At 57.0% G+C, this 14908-nt stretch carries 13 protein-coding genes; 12 read left to right on the plus strand and 1 reads right to left on the minus strand.

The window, feature by feature from the left end; all coding sequences use genetic code 11:
* Positions 1 to 6 precede the first annotated feature (6 nt).
* From M2418_RS11290 to M2418_RS11325, 8 genes are all read left to right on the plus strand, one after another.
* Positions 7 to 1224, plus strand: coding sequence for an efflux RND transporter periplasmic adaptor subunit (locus tag M2418_RS11290; RefSeq protein WP_259146505.1), 1218 nt, complete (start codon positions 7 to 9; stop codon positions 1222 to 1224).
* A 9-nt stretch (positions 1225 to 1233) separates the two neighbouring features.
* Positions 1234 to 4389, plus strand: a complete 3156-nt coding sequence (locus M2418_RS11295; RefSeq protein ID WP_259146506.1) for an efflux RND transporter permease subunit — start codon at positions 1234 to 1236, stop codon at positions 4387 to 4389.
* Between the two features lie 437 nt (positions 4390 to 4826).
* Positions 4827 to 5228: a DUF350 domain-containing protein gene (locus M2418_RS11300; protein WP_259146507.1), complete on the plus strand. Its 402-nt coding sequence runs from the start codon at positions 4827 to 4829 to the stop codon at positions 5226 to 5228.
* 24 nt (positions 5229 to 5252) lie between these two features.
* Entirely contained in the window at positions 5253 to 5888 is a 636-nt protein-coding gene (locus tag M2418_RS11305) for a DUF1190 domain-containing protein (protein WP_259146508.1), read from the plus strand.
* A 3-nt stretch (positions 5889 to 5891) separates the two neighbouring features.
* On the plus strand, positions 5892 to 7049 hold the full coding sequence (locus M2418_RS11310; protein WP_259146509.1) for a glutathionylspermidine synthase family protein: 1158 nt from the start codon (positions 5892 to 5894) through the stop codon (positions 7047 to 7049).
* A gap of 113 nt (positions 7050 to 7162) precedes the next feature.
* A complete protein-coding gene (locus M2418_RS11315; RefSeq protein WP_192491266.1) occupies positions 7163 to 7414 on the plus strand; it encodes a hypothetical protein in 252 nt (83 codons plus the stop codon).
* A 107-nt stretch (positions 7415 to 7521) separates the two neighbouring features.
* Positions 7522 to 7725: a hypothetical protein gene (locus M2418_RS11320; protein ID WP_259146510.1), complete on the plus strand. Its 204-nt coding sequence runs from the start codon at positions 7522 to 7524 to the stop codon at positions 7723 to 7725.
* A complete protein-coding gene (locus M2418_RS11325) occupies positions 7722 to 8117 on the plus strand; it encodes a hypothetical protein (RefSeq protein WP_259146511.1) in 396 nt (131 codons plus the stop codon). Before M2418_RS11320 ends, M2418_RS11325 begins: the two co-directional genes overlap by 4 nt.
* A gap of 274 nt (positions 8118 to 8391) precedes the next feature.
* On the opposite strand, the gene M2418_RS11330 is transcribed toward M2418_RS11325, so the two are convergent.
* Positions 8392 to 9012 carry a helix-turn-helix transcriptional regulator gene (locus M2418_RS11330; protein WP_259146512.1) on the minus strand — a complete coding sequence of 207 codons (621 nt, stop codon included), beginning with the start codon at positions 9010 to 9012 and terminating at the stop codon, positions 8392 to 8394.
* 308 nt (positions 9013 to 9320) lie between these two features.
* On the opposite strand from M2418_RS11330, the gene M2418_RS11335 reads away from it, so the two are divergent.
* The 4 genes from M2418_RS11335 (at position 9321) to M2418_RS11350 (ending at position 14544) form a co-directional block, all read left to right on the plus strand.
* Positions 9321 to 9569, plus strand: coding sequence for a hypothetical protein (locus tag M2418_RS11335; protein WP_259146513.1), 249 nt, complete (start codon positions 9321 to 9323; stop codon positions 9567 to 9569).
* Positions 9570 to 9777: 208 nt separating this feature from the next.
* Positions 9778 to 10560, plus strand: a complete 783-nt coding sequence (locus M2418_RS11340) for a helix-turn-helix domain-containing protein (protein ID WP_259146514.1) — start codon at positions 9778 to 9780, stop codon at positions 10558 to 10560.
* Between the two features lie 540 nt (positions 10561 to 11100).
* Positions 11101 to 13644: a CHC2 zinc finger domain-containing protein gene (locus M2418_RS11345; protein ID WP_259146515.1), complete on the plus strand. Its 2544-nt coding sequence runs from the start codon at positions 11101 to 11103 to the stop codon at positions 13642 to 13644.
* Between the two features lie 84 nt (positions 13645 to 13728).
* The gene (locus M2418_RS11350) at positions 13729 to 14544 is read left to right on the plus strand and encodes a glycoside hydrolase family 108 protein (RefSeq protein WP_259146517.1); all 816 of its coding nucleotides are present in this window, start codon (positions 13729 to 13731) and stop codon (positions 14542 to 14544) included.
* Positions 14545 to 14908 lie beyond the last annotated feature (364 nt).

The following is a 14908-nucleotide window of genomic DNA, read 5'->3' on the forward strand; positions in this document are numbered from 1 at the left end:
ACCACTATGTACCGCAGCATATATTTGCCGCGCCTGAAGGCGTGCCTTATTGCCACTTCTCTTTTGGCCCTGACCGCAACCAGTACACTGGCGCAGGAAGGCATGCCGCCGCCGGCCGTTGCTGTGCTTGAACTGCAGGCGCACCCCATTCCCGTCATCAACGAGTTGCCCGGCCGTGTGGCTGCAACCCGCGTGTCGGAAGTGCGGGCGCGTGTTTCCGGCATTTTGCAGGAACGCGTTTTTGAACAGGGAACCTTCGTCAAACAGGACGATGTTCTTTACCGTATCGACCCGAAACTGTTCCGCGTACGGGTCGCCAGTGCTGAAGCCTCGTTGCGCCGCGCCGAGGCAACCCGAGACAATGCCAAGGTTCAGCTGGCCCGCCAGACGACACTGCGTGAACGCAATGTCGCCAGCGGCATTGATTATGACACAGCGTCCGTCAATCTGGCGCAGGCAGAAGCAGACGTCGCGCTGCAGCAGGCCGCACTGGAAGAAGCCAAGATCAATCTTGAATATACCGAAGTGCGCGCGCCAATCAGCGGTATCATCGGTGGTGCACTTGTTACCGAAGGTGCGTTGGTGACGGCGGATGGCACATCCAGCCTCGCCCTTATCCAGCAGATCGACCCTGTTTACGCCGACTTTACCCAGTCGGCACAGGACCTGCTGGCGCTACGCCGTGCCGTCAATGACGGGCGCCTTGAAAGCCCAGCACCGGGACAGGCCAGCGTCGAGCTCGTTTTTGATGGCGGCGATGTCTATGGCGAAAAGGGAAAGCTGCTGTTTTCCAGTGCCAATGTCGATTCCACGACGGGACAGGTCACGCTGCGTGCCGAATTCCCCAATCCGAATGGTGACCTTCTGCCGGGCATGTATGTGCGGGTGAAGGTAGAACAGGCCGTCAGACAGGACGCCATTACCGTGCCACAGCGTGCGGTGGTGCGCAGCCAGGATGGCAAGGCGCAGGTCTATGTCGTCGAAGGTGATGATACCGCCAAGGTGCGCGTTGTCGAACTCGGTCAGGCGACCGGCCAGGAATGGGTGGTCGAGAGTGGCCTGAAGGCCGGTGAAAAGATCGTGGTTGATGGCGTGCAGAAGGTGCAGCCGGACAGCAAGGTCGTGCCTGAACCATGGGTCGCGAGCGAAAACCAAGCCGAGCAGCAGCAAGACGCGGCAACGTCAACACCAGCAACGCCGGCCCCGGCAACTTCTGGCCAGTAAGGTAACAAAATGGCACAGTTTTTTATCAGCAGGCCGATCCTTGCCTGGGTCTTTGCCCTGTTTATCTCGATTGCAGGCATCATTGCCCTGCCCTTTCTTCCCATTGCGCAGTACCCCAAGGTCGCGCCACCACAGCTTACCATCTCCACATCCTATCCCGGCGCCTCTCCGCAAGAGATCTATCAGGGTGTGACGCGTCAGATCGAAGAGGAGCTGAACGGCGTTTCCGGCATGATGTATTTCGAGTCCACCTCCGATACGTCTGGTGCCGTCAGCATCACTGCAACCTTTGAGGCTGGCACTGACATCAACCAGGCCTCGGTGGATGTGCAGAACGCCATCCGGCGTGTGGAATCGCGCCTGCCTTCGGCCGTGACATCGCAGGGTATCAACGTTGAAGAAGCTGCCTCCGGCTTTCTGATGATGGTTACCCTCACCTCCACCGATGGCAGCATGGACGAGGTGGCACTTGGTGACTACCTGAACCGCAACGTTCTGGGCGAACTGCGTCGTCTCGATGGCGTGGGCCGTGCCCAGCTGTTTGCCGCCCAGCGCGCCATGCGCGTGTGGATCGATCCGGACAAGATGGTTGGCCTTAATCTGACGGCATCAGATATCAATGCCGCCATTTCGGCGCAGAATGCGCAGGTTGCTGCCGGCCAGATTGGTGCCGCCCCCAACCCGATTTCGCAGGACCTGACTGCAACCGTGCTGGTTCAGGGCCAGCTGTCTGATCCAAAGGCATTTGGCGAGATCATTCTGCGTGCCAATCCGGATGGCAGTACCGTGTTGTTGAAGGATGTGGCGCGTGTCGAACTCGGCGCGGAAAGCTATAACTTTACTAGCCGCCTGAACGGTCAGCCAACCGCCGCCGTCGGTGTCCAGCTGTCTTCAACTGGCAATGCCGTGTCAACCTCTGCTGCGGTTCAGGCCAAGATGGATGAGCTGTCGCAGTTCTTCCCCGCCGGCGTGGAATACGCCACACCTTACGACACCAGCCCATTCGTTTCCGCGTCGATCAACAAGGTGGTATCGACGCTGATCGAGGCCGTTGTTCTCGTCTTCGTCGTGATGTTCGTGTTCCTGCAGAACTTCCGCTACACCATCATCCCGACACTGGTGGTGCCGGTTGCCCTTTTGGGTACGGTCGCGGTCATGTATGCGACAGGCTTTTCCATCAACGTGCTGACGATGTTTGCCATGGTTTTGGCCATCGGTATTCTGGTTGATGACGCCATCGTGGTTGTTGAAAACGTTGAACGTATCATGGCGGAAGAAGGGCTTTCGCCCAAGGCCGCCACGCGCAAGGCCATGAAGCAGATTACCGGGGCGATCCTCGGCATTACGCTTGTCTTGTCCTGCGTGTTCATTCCCATGGCGTTTTTCCCGGGCTCCACGGGTATCATCTATCGTCAGTTCTCGCTGACCATGGTCGTGTCGATTGCCTTTTCTGCCTTCCTGGCGCTGTCGCTTACGCCTGCGCTCTGCGCTACCTTCCTCAAGCCCATCAAGAAGGGCCATCATGAAAAGAAGGGTCTGGCCGGCTGGTTCAACCGTAACTTCAACGGCCTGACCAACCGCTATGTCAACGTCACCAGCGGCATGGCAAAACGTGCCGGCCGGATGATGGTGATCTATCTCGCGCTGGTTGCCGGCCTCGGTTATCTGTTCATCAGCCTGCCATCGTCCTTCGTTCCGGCGGAAGACCAGGGCAACTTGATTGTCGATATTCAGGGCCCACCGGAAGCCAGTGCCAACCGCACAACCGCATCCATTGAGCAGATCGAAAAAATCTTCCGTGCAGAACCTGCGGTCAAAGACATTGTTGCCATTCAGGGCTTCAGCTTCTCCGGCAGTGGTGCCAATGCGGCCCTAATGTTCGTGACGCTGAAGGACTGGAGTGAACGTGGTGACGGCAATTCCGCACAGGAAATCGCCGACCGTGTGAACATGCAGTTGTTTGGCCTGAAGGATGCCACCAGCTTTGCGCTGTCGCCTCCAGCCATTGACGGTTTTGGTGCCACCGGCGGCTTCTCCTTCCGCCTTCAGGACCGTAACGGCGTTGGCCAGACTGCACTTGCCGCCGCCGCCGGCGACCTGATGAGCAAGGCCAGCCAGAGCCCGGTTCTCTCGGGTATGCGTGTGGAAGGCCTGCCAGATGCCGCGCAGGTTCTGCTGGTCATCGACCGTGAAAAGGCCAACACCTTCGGTGTAACCTTCTCTGACATCAACAACACCATCACCGCCAATCTCGGCTCGTCTTATATCAATGACTTCCCGAATGCGGGCCGCATGCAGCGCGTTATCGTACAGGCACAGGATCGTAACCGCCTTCAGGTCGAGGATCTGCTGAAACTGAACGTACGCAATGCCAGCGGCGGCATGGTGCCCCTCTCCTCCTTCGCCATTGCACAGTGGCAGAAGGGTTCGCCGCAGATCGTCGGTTACAACGGTTATCCGACCGTGCGTATTGCCGGCGAACCGGCACCGGGCAATTCGTCGGGCGTGGCGATGGCAGAAATGGAACGTCTTGCCAGCGAAATGCCAGATGGTATCGGCTTTGAATGGACAGGCCAGTCGCTTGAAGAAATCAAGTCCGGCTCGCAGGCACCGTTCCTGTTCGGCATCAGCCTGCTGTTCGTGTTCCTGCTCCTGGCAGGTCTCTATGAAAGCTGGTCGATCCCGCTATCGGTGATGCTGGTGGTGCCACTCGGGGTGATTGGTTCCGTGCTGGCGGTGATGGCGGCAGGCATGCCGAACGACATCTACTTCAAGGTCGGCCTCATCGCGATTATCGGTCTGTCAGCCAAAAACGCCATCCTGATCATCGAGTTTGCCAAGGATAACTACGCCGAAGGCAAACCATTGCTGGAATCGGCAATCGAGGCTGCCCGCCTCAGATTCCGCCCGATCATCATGACCTCGATGGCCTTCACACTCGGCGTTGTGCCGCTGGCCATCGCATCCGGTGCCAGTGCTGCAAGCCAGAACGCCATCGGTACCGCGGTTCTTGGCGGCATGATTTCGGCGACGATTCTGGCGGTGTTCTTTGTACCGGCATTCTTCGTCTTCGTGCTGAAACTGCTGCGGACAAAGCGTCCGGAAGCGGATGAGACGGAAACGGAAATGGCCGAACCGCAAGTCAAACAGCTGCAGTCGCACTAAACGCAAACTGCCCGCCCTGTCCCCGAAACGGGCAGCTACGCCCAACCCCGATACCTCCTCGGGGTTGGGCACTTTTTTTGGTGCAATCGTCACAATGCCATCGCGGCATCAGTCGGACCGGCCCTTTCAAGGGACAAGGTCTCCTGACGATAATTCAGGTGCAGCGGCAATTAATCACTTCAACTCATACGCGAAAAACGCTAGCGTCCGATTCTGTTGATCGATCCCCTTCATTCGGATGTGCTCCCCATGCCCACCTTGCCGTTTTTCCCCGTCACCTCTGCGCACGGGTTTGGCTTTCTTGCGTGCCACGGGCATCCCGTCACACCGTAAACATCCCGCAAATGCCCTCGCCCCGTCAGGTGTGCGCCGCGCTGATTGAAGCGCGCCGTCACCATCAGGTCTTTCCCGGTTTCTCTGCACAAAGGTTATTTTAGATGTCTGCATATCTGGCAGGCCTTCCGGCTTTCCTCACCTATTTCGTTACCGGCCTTGCCTGCTACGGGCTGTTTATCTTCATCTACACGCTGCTGACACCGCACACGGAATCCCGGCTGATCCGCGAAGGCAATCTCGCGGCCATCGTGGCATTTCTGGGTGCGCTTCTCGGTTTCAGCCTGCCGCTGGCCTCGGCTGCTGCGCATTCCGTCAGCCTGATTGATTATGCGCTCTGGGCATTGATCGGCATCATCGTTCAGGTCATTGCCTTTTACATCGCGAATTTCACGATGAAGGACCTCCACGGCAAAATCACCAATGGTGACATTGCCGCCGGTATCTGGGGTGGCGGCATTGCACTTGTCATCGGCATTTTGAATGCCGCCTGCATGACCTATTGAGGTGCGATCATGGTCAGACGCCTGATGGGAGAACATCCCTTTCTTACGCTTGGTACGCTTGCGACCGGTGCGATTATGATGACGAGTTGCAGCAAAGATCAGACCATCATCGACTCTCTTGATCGCTGCCTGTCACAAACCCACAGTGAGGATGTGTGCAAGGTTGCAATAGAAGATGCGAAAAAGGACCATGTTGCGACTGCGCCGCGGTTCATCAATATGCCCGCATGTGAAATGGAATATGGTGCTCGCGCATGTGAAATGCTGCCGACAAACCCTGCCAACAATCCGTCCGGAAACGAAGTTTTCAGCCCCAAACTGGTAGGCTTTTATTTGCCTTCGGGCATATATTCGCTGGCCACTTATCACGCATACCGCAAGCGTATGGAAGAAGAGCAACAAACGCCACCCGGCACCAGCACAAGTGGTGGTGGATATAGCAGTTTCGGCAGAACGATCTATCGCAACAAAAATGGTGAGAATGTTGTTCCGGACCTTGAAGCACGCGCCAAGGCCAAGCAGAGCGGGCTGCGAGATGTGATCAGCATGGCGCCCTATGACTCCCGGGCCTTTAACCCTCGCACTGAAACCTCCAGCCGCAGCGGCTTTGGCAGCGGACACAGTGCCGGTAGCGGAAGCCATTTCAGGTTGGGAGGCTGAGCGATGCGCCGCATCTCTCTAGCACCCCGCCCGGACTGGCGTGAAAAAGCCGAAGCCGTTGGTTTCAGGTTTCACGAAATGTATGGCGAAGCCTATTGGGTGGATGATGCGGCCTATTGTTTTGAGCTGGAGGAAATAGAAGACCAGATCGAAGCTCCAAGCCAGGAACTGCACGACATGTGCATGGATCTGGTCGGCGATATCGTCAAAAACGAACAGGCGCTTCACCGGCTGGCCATTCCCCGTGAGTATCATGATGTGGTGCGCAATTCATGGCAGCGGCGCGACCGCCATCTCTATGGCCGTTTTGATCTGGCCTATGATGGAAACGGCCCTGCCAAACTGCTGGAATACAATGCCGACACACCAACCTCGCTGTTTGAGACGGCCTATTTCCAGTACAACTGGCTGATCGACCAGATTGCCCTTGGCAGCCTTTCGCCGGATACGGACCAGTTCAACTCCGTGCAGGAAAAGCTGGTCGATGCCTTTGGTCAGTTCTCAAAGGACCGGATTTTCCATTTCGCCGCGATCTCCGACAGCACCGAGGATTACGGCACCACGGCCTATCTGATGGACTGCGCCATACAGGCCGGTCACAGGGCACAGTTCCTTGACGTCAGGGAAATCGGCATTGATGCCGAGGGCCGTTATTCCGACCTGCAGAACCGCGTCATCGAGCGTTGCTTCAAACTGTACCCGTGGGAGTTCATGCTGCGCGAGACCTTTGCCGAGCAGCTTATCGACAACGGCCAAGTGTTCGTTGAACCGGCCTGGAAGGCCGTGTTGTCCAACAAGGGGTTGTTGCCACTGCTGTGGCAGCGTTATCCCGGCCATCCCAATCTTCTGCCAAGCTATTTTGCCGATGATGCGGATGCCGCCGGACTGTCCGACTATGTGGTGAAACCGCTTTTGTCGCGTGAAGGCGAAAATGTCAGCCTGTTTCGTGACGGGCATGAGGTGCTGGCAGCCCCTGGCGATTACGGTGACGAGGGTTACATCGTGCAGGCCTATGCACCGCTGTTTGAAAGTGAGGCCGGACACGCCGTGCTGGGCAGCTGGATTGTCGGAGATCAGGCCTGTGGAATTGGCATTCGTGAAGACAAATCGCTGATAACAGCCAATCTTTCGCGGTTCGTACCGCACATCATCAGCGGATAACGTCACTCATTAAACCGCTCTTGTCTTGCCTATGGTCAGACACGGCTTGGATTTTCGCGGGCAACCATCACGGCCGTACCCTGTCGCCAAACGATCAACATGGCAGCGGTACAATGGATGAAGTCACCAGAGGCGAACTTGAAAAGCTTCATGGGCGGATCAACGACATGAGGGAGCGGATTGTGACGCTGGAGGCGCAGCAGCCACACATCAATGCCGCGCTTCTACGCATTGAAGGCAGTGTCGGCAAACTGGCAGACCGCATTCGCAACGCATTGTGGGCCTTGCTGTTGCTCGTTCTCTCGCCGCTTGCGGTGTTGCTGATAAAAGCCTTTGCCTCCGGCGCGCTGTCTGCTCATCTCTAATTCCAATGAAAGTAGTGACCGGCTTGCGTTACCTATGACCTCTCCGGGTTCGCCACCACAACCATCCCTGCCCAATGCTGCCGCCATCTTCAATCGAGGTGGCAAACATGACATTCGTCTTTACCCGCATCTTCCTGCGCTATTTCGCTGCAATCCTTGTCACCAAGGGGCTGATTGCGCCTGACATGGGGCACATCCTGTCCAATGACCCGGACCTTGCGACCGGTTTGCACTTGGCCGTCGGCATGGTGGCCGCCCTTGTTGCGGAAGGCTGGTATTATCTGGCGCACAGGTTTGGCTGGGCAAAATGACGTGGCTGCGCAATCTTCTGCTGGGCGGTGTGGTGGAAAAATTCACCAGCCCCCTTCTTGCCGCCTATCAGGCCAAACTGGCAGCGCAAACCGACAAGGACCGGCTGGCTGCCGAACAGACAATCAAAAGCATTGAGGCGGCGCGTGATATTGCCGTTGCAGAAGCGGCAGATCGCTGGAGCGCAACGCGCCTTGGTCGGTTGCTGATCGTGGTGCCGCTTGGCCTGTGGTGGGCGGCGATCTACTGTGTGCAGATCGTCAATCCGTGGTTTGGGCTGTCACTTGTGGTGGTCGATGTGCCCAAACACATCAATGATATGGCACTGGTGCTGATCCCGGCAATTGTCATTGGCGATGCCGGTGCGCTGCTGGCGCGTCGACTGAAACGATAAAAAGATCAGCAAATAGCTTGATGGGAATGTTGACGTTATCACAACATGATGTCATTATATCAACATCAGGGAAACGATGGGTTGGGGGCTGAATACTCCGGACTTTGCGAAACTCCTTCAGCCGGTGCCAGTCGTTTTCCTGACATTTCACATCCGCCCGGTCTTCACGACCAACGATGCCTTCGCTGACGTTTCAGCAGCGAAAGCGGTGCTACGCTTATCCCAGGCATGACAGACGAAGCCGATCTGCCACCTCCCCTTGGGTTATGTTCCCTCAGGGTATGAGCGCAATGACAGGTGTGGCGGTGGTCAAAATGGCGTCTTCGATCTTGCCGGCCGGTGAAACAAGGTCTGCTTCCCCTGTCTTTCGCGCACGCTCCACCCTGGCCAAAATCTGCTTGCCATCACGCAGCCCGCAGATGGACAGCGCGCCAATCGCGGCCGGATCAACCAGTTCCGACTGGCCAAACAGCACGACGGCATCATCCCATATTGCCAGAGTGCCCGAGGATGCGCGGATCTGCGCAGCAATGATCTGCCGTGTGTAATGGCCACTGGCGGCCAGTTGCGCCTTTTCGATAACCGCCTGCGGCAGCGGCCGGGGTTCCGGCAGCATATGCAGCGCGCCATCCTCATCAATGGTGGCTGCCAGCAGAATTCTTGCTTGCAGAGCATCAGCCTCTGATGTGATGCCCGCGTGTTTGATCACCTCTGACACCGGCACGGAAAGAAAGATGGCAATCTGGACCGCCTCTTCCATCTTCATCTTACGGCTGCCGGAGAATGTGCGCGACACAGCAGACGGGTCAGAGTTCAGATGTCGGGCAAGCGCACGCAGCGATTTACCGGTATCCTTCAACCTGTTGTGAAACCATTCGCCATCAATCTCGGCCATAAAATTCTCTCTTGGATGCGCAGCGTTGTGCATTTGTTGCAAAATTCACAACATTTTGCAAGAGCGCATGGAAAAGACGATCACTATTGCGGCGGTCTTCGGGTCTTGATCGCATGAGAGACCAGGCATTTTTTCCTGCTCAAAGCACCGTAATATATCGATAATTCCAGTGATGCGGCCTGCAGATAATCACACGCTTCCAGCCGCTTCATTTTTTCCGCCTATCAGTGTTGTTATCTGTTGACGTTGCTATAATCACAACATATTGTTGATTTCGACAACATAAGCAATTAACCGGGATGAACACCATGCGCGCCAACCCTCAGCAAGACACGGACAGGATGGCGAAATGCCAGTCGCCGCTGTCTATGCTGGATCAGGCAGAGATGATTGATCGTCTTGTCGGTCGTTGCGTGATGCGCGGTGGCGTGGTTGCTGACGAAACACTTCTCGTCATCACCGGCCAGACCGCAGAGAACCTCATCTCGCTCGCCAATCATCTCAGGCGCCTGTCGCATGTTCAGGGCCGCCCCGACGGGATGGTGAAATCGCGATGAGCAACATATCTTTCCCCTCGCCGCTTCGGCCAAAACGCCTTGAAGCAGATAACCGCGAGCGCCGCCATGGGCAGGTTCGCACCGGTTATCGCAGGCGTGGCAACACACTTCGCAAAGTCCCCAAACGGCAATTTGCCAGAAAACCGGCGGTGCCTGCCTGCTCAGCCAAATGCAGACAGAAAAACACCGTCAGCCAGGGTGCTTTATCATGAACATTTTCGTCAAAAAACCACGCCTCAGCAGCTACAGGAAAATTGAAAACCCGCTGGACCGTTTTCCAAGCTGGCAAACCTTCAACCAGATCGACAAGGAGCGCGCCCGCGCGCTGTTTGATTACCGCGATGGCAAGCTGTACTGGCGCAACATGGTCGGTCGCCGGCGTCCGGAAGCCGGTTCCGAGCTGATGCGCAAGACCACCGGCGGCGATCCCGTCTGGGTAATTTCTCTGGGCAGCCGCCAGGAAGTGCGCCGTTACATGCGCTGCTATCTGGTGTGGAACTGGCATTACGGCAAGACAGACCGCATCTTGCGGCCGCTGGATGGCGACCATCTGAATGACCGCATTGGCAATATCGGTTTTGCCGGGCCTTTGCCGCAGGAGGACATGCCGGAGCCTGCCCCGGCACCGCAACCGCTTGAAAGCAAATATGGCGTGAACTGCCCGTGCTGCGGCGCAGGTGTGCAGGTGATGACCGCAGATCTCGCAACACAGGTTTATGGCATTACCGAACAGCAGGCCCGTATCTTGCGCGCCATCTGGAGCGGCAAGGGAAAACCGGTACACATGGAGCGGGTGTTTTCCGAAATGTATGCCGACGATCCTGACGGTGGACCGACGCAGGAAAAAATGTACCTGGCCTTCAAGGTGGCGATGTCACATCTGCGCACCAAGCTGGACGGCTCCGGCATTTCGGTTGAAACGGTGGGTTACCGACAGGGGTACCGGCTTATTCTGGGTGACAGGGCCACATCGCCGGACAGTCCGGCCTGAGTGGGATGAATGGCTACATGTAGTAAGTACAGGTGTTGGAAGTATGCACGCCCGACCATGACCGGCTATTTGTGCTGAACGGCGCAACATCCTCCCTCATCTCTGTCCTCGGGCTTGACCCGAGGGATGACACAGAGATCCAGTCATCCCCAGTCTTGGGGATGAATAGACACTTTTTCGCCGCGCCTACTCGCGTCGGCTGGATGCCGGTGACAAGCACTAGGCATGAGGAGCGTTTGTTGGACCCTCAGCGCCAAACAACGCCCCAACCACTCACTCCACGTCATCCTCGCCCCTGAGGCGAGGATCTAATCATGTTGACCAGATATGTCGCGGTTGCGGATACGTGGTTAGATCCCAGGGTCAAGCCCTGGGATGACGCAAGAGAGCGATGCAGTTCAGTGCAGAAAAGTGGGACAGCCCAGCGGGCCCACAAAACCCGCAAACCACTTTGACCGCAAATATTTCGCAGCCGGTGGCTTGCGTTACGTCGAATACGTTGCGATAATCGCAACATAATTCAACACGAGTCACAACAACATGTCATCTGATGTCGAACGGCTGCGCCGCGACGTGTCGCTGTCTTCTACCGTGGCGAGCTACGGTTATCGGCTGCAGCGCAACGGTCGCGAATACCAAACCTGCTGCCCGTTCCACGCAGAGAACACGGCATCATTTACAATTTATGCCGGACAGGACGGCGTTGAGCGGTTTCACTGCTTTGGGTGTGGTGAAAATGGTGACGTGCTGGATTTTGTGCAGAAATTGAAAGGCGTCAGCCTGCCTGAGGCGATGCGCCTGCTGGGCAGCAGTGACAGCAGCCATCACCACGTCGCCCGCGCTGAGACCCCAGCCACGGATGCCTATGACGGTATTGTGCCGTTGGCACCCCCTGTTGAACCCTTGCTGCCCGGCCGCCGCGTGCGGCTGTACAATCCCAAACGCCGCGGCAAACGGGCGGAATGGGGCGCATTTGCGCCCTCCATGGTGTATCCCTATCACCGCCGCGATGGTTCGCTGATGGGATATGTGCTGCGGCACGACCTGCCCGGTGGCACCAAGGAAACGCCGATGGTAATGTTTGTGCGGCTGGAAGACGGCACACAGACATGGTGCCGTTTTCCCTTCCCCAAACCACGTCCGCTTTATGGCCTGCATGAATTGTGTGCCAGCGGCAAAGTAATTGTCGTGGAGGGTGAGAAATGCCGCGACAGCCTGCGCAAGGCGACCGGACACAGCGTCGTGTCATGGGTGGGCGGCACGCAAGGCGCCAAACACACAGACTGGTCACCCCTGGCCGGTCGCGACATTATCATCTGGCCGGATTTCGATGAACCGGGCCTGTCGACATCAGGCGATATTGCGCAGCGCCTGACGGCACTCGCCGCCAGGGTCCAGCTGGTCGGGTTTACCGAGACAGACAAGGCCTCACAGGCAGAGGTTTTCTCCTATGCGGATTGGCAGGCCGGAAACCTGCCCAGCCGTGGCTGGGACTGTGCCGATGCGGTGGATGCCGGCTGGACAAAGGCCAGGCTGCAAACATTCATGCGCCAGACCATGCGCCCCTATCTGCCAGTTGCCCCGCCGGACAGCAGATCAGCCGCGACAGCAGTCACAGCATCAGCCCTCGGTAAATCATCAATCGGCAATTCGGCCATCACAACACAGGGCAAACCGCGTGGCGCTGACGGTATTGAGGACATGCCTGAGCATTTCCCGCCGCAAAGCTACGGGTCGGAGGTCTGGCTGGCGCGTGAGTTCCAGCAGGCGTTAAAACAGGCCTGTGGCGGCGACATCGTACGGGCGGAGGGAAAATTCTGGGCCTTTGGTCCGTCGGCATGGCGACCGATACCGGACCAGCAAATTCGCCTTGCGGTGCATGCGCTTGACGCAGTTGCCATCGGTGCCAAGGCAATACCGCTGAAGCTGGGTAAACGGATGATTGACGGCATTCTCAACGAACTCGGCACCCGAGTCTGCGACGATGATTTTTTCAAAAATCCCGTCGTCGGCATGAATGCCAAAAACTGCACCATTACCATCGATGACAGCGGCAAGGTAACCTGCCGCGACCATGATCCGTTGGACCGGTTTCGGTTCACCATCGATGCCGAATATCATCTGCACACCGACAGCAAACCGCCTGAAGGTTCGTTGCTGCACCGGCTGCTGAGCGGTGCCTTCAAGGGTGATGCCGATGCCGATGCCAAAATCCATCTGATTTCCGAAATGCTGGGGGCTGCTGCCTTCGGCCTTGCCACACGCGTCAAACAGCCGAAGGCTTTCATTCTGCTGGGTGAAACCGCCAGCAACGGCAAATCCACCATCGCCGCACTGTTTCGCGCGCTTCTGCCCGAAGGTGCGGTGTCGTCGATCTCACCGGCGTTTTTCAACGATGAAAAACGCATCATCAACTTGGCTGGCAAGGCTGCCAATGTCGCTGACGAACTGAGTGCTGCGGCCATTGCCGGTGAGGAATTCAAGGCGGCGGTCACCGGCAATCCGATTGAAGGCCGCAGTCTTTATAAAAACGTCGTCAGCTTTTCGCCACGCGCCCTGCATTGTTTTACCACCAACACCCTGCCCCGTTTTAATGGCGGCATTGATCGCGGCCTGCGCCGCCGTCTGGCGGTCATGCAATTTAACCGCACCATACCCGAGAGCGAGGTCATTACCGATATTGCCGAGCGCATTCAGGCGGAAGAGCTGGATCTGCTGTTGGGTTTTGCTGTGGCTGGTGCCATCCGGCTGAAAAAGAATGGCGGTTATTCCATTCCCGAAAGCTCAAAAGACGCGCTGAATTCCTGGCTGCTGCTAGATCCGCTCAATGAATGGTTCGATATCCGCGTTGTTCCAGCACCGTTTGAGCCGCAAGGCGGTTGGCTGCGCACTAGCCGGCTGTTTGAGGACTTCAAGACCTGGGCGGTCGATCAGGGTTACAAGGAAAGTTTCCTGCCACCGGTCAACACCTTCTCGCAGCGGCTGAAATCCATGCCCAATATCCAGCTGAAACGCCTGAGCTCCGGCATGGTCGCACAGGGCGTGACCATTCAAGGCAGCACGCAATATGGACAGGTTTTTTGAACAGCCGCGCCACCACCGCCATGCCATGGGCACAACCGTTATCTGGAAAAATGTCGCGTTTTCATCAACAAGGGAAATCGCGATATGACAAAAGACAATTATAGCGCATGCCTTGATTTTACGTTGCAGGCTGAAGGCGGTCTGTCGAAGGACCGTAAAGATCCCGGCAACTGGACGGGCGGCAAAGTGGGCGTTGGCACCTTCAAGGGCACCAAATATGGCATTTCTGCCGCGTCGTTTCCCCATCTCGATATTGCCAACCTTACCCTTTCCGATGTGAAGCCTATCTACAAGACACGCTACTGGGATGCGGTGGGCGGTGACAGTCTGCCGGCTGGTTTTGATCTGGCGGTCTGGGATTACGGCGTCAATTCCGGCCCCGCGCGGGCACTGCGTGAAGCGCAGGCGATTATCGGCGCCAAGGTGGATGGCAAGATTGGCCCGGAAACCATAACCAAGTCCGCAACCGCCGGCGTCAAACACATCCAGTCGCTGTGCGCGCGACGTCTCAGCTTCATGCGTTCCTTAAAAATCTGGAGCATCAATAAAAACGGCTGGTCGGCCCGTGTTGCCAAGGTTGAGGCAAAAGGCGTTGCCATGTATCTGGCGGCGACTGGCACAAGCGCTGCGGCACGCAAGACATTGGCCGCCGAAGGCCAAAAGGCCAGCGACAAGGCCGCAACACAGGCCAACCAAGGCGCGCTGTTGGGCACCGGTGGCACGGTTGGCGTTTCGGCCGGTGTGCCATCCTGGACCGGCTTCTGCCTGGCCATGGTTGGCGTTCTCCTCGCGACCCTGGTCATCTTTGCCATTTACCGCAAAAACCGCCAGCGGGCAGAAGCCTATCGGGCGGAGGCTGCCGCCTTGAAGGACCGTCCGCTTGAGACTGTTTCGCTATAATGGAACTGCCAGACCTGGTGCTTGCTTAGATATTGTGCGGCTTTTCAACCCGTTATGCGGAAACCACACGGGTTGCAGAAGGTCGAAATGTCCGTGCGCGCGATGATGTTGGACGTGCGAGAACGAATAAAGCCGCTTCGGTTTCCCAAAGCGGCCCTGTTCGTGATCAAAAATATATTCAGTGTAAACGAGTCAGTGCTTAATATAAATGGACACTTCCCGTGGCCACTGTGGCCAATTTCAGTCGTCCCCTGAAACAAGGCCATTGAAGCGAACTATTGGCCAATCGTCAAGTTATTTCCCTTCGCATCTGCGGAATTTTTTAGAGAAATTTCATTTTTGCAGCAAAAATGGGGAATAAAAT

This window comes from Rhizobium sp. BIGb0125 (assembly GCF_024810055.1).
Classification (GTDB): domain Bacteria; phylum Pseudomonadota; class Alphaproteobacteria; order Rhizobiales; family Rhizobiaceae; genus Agrobacterium.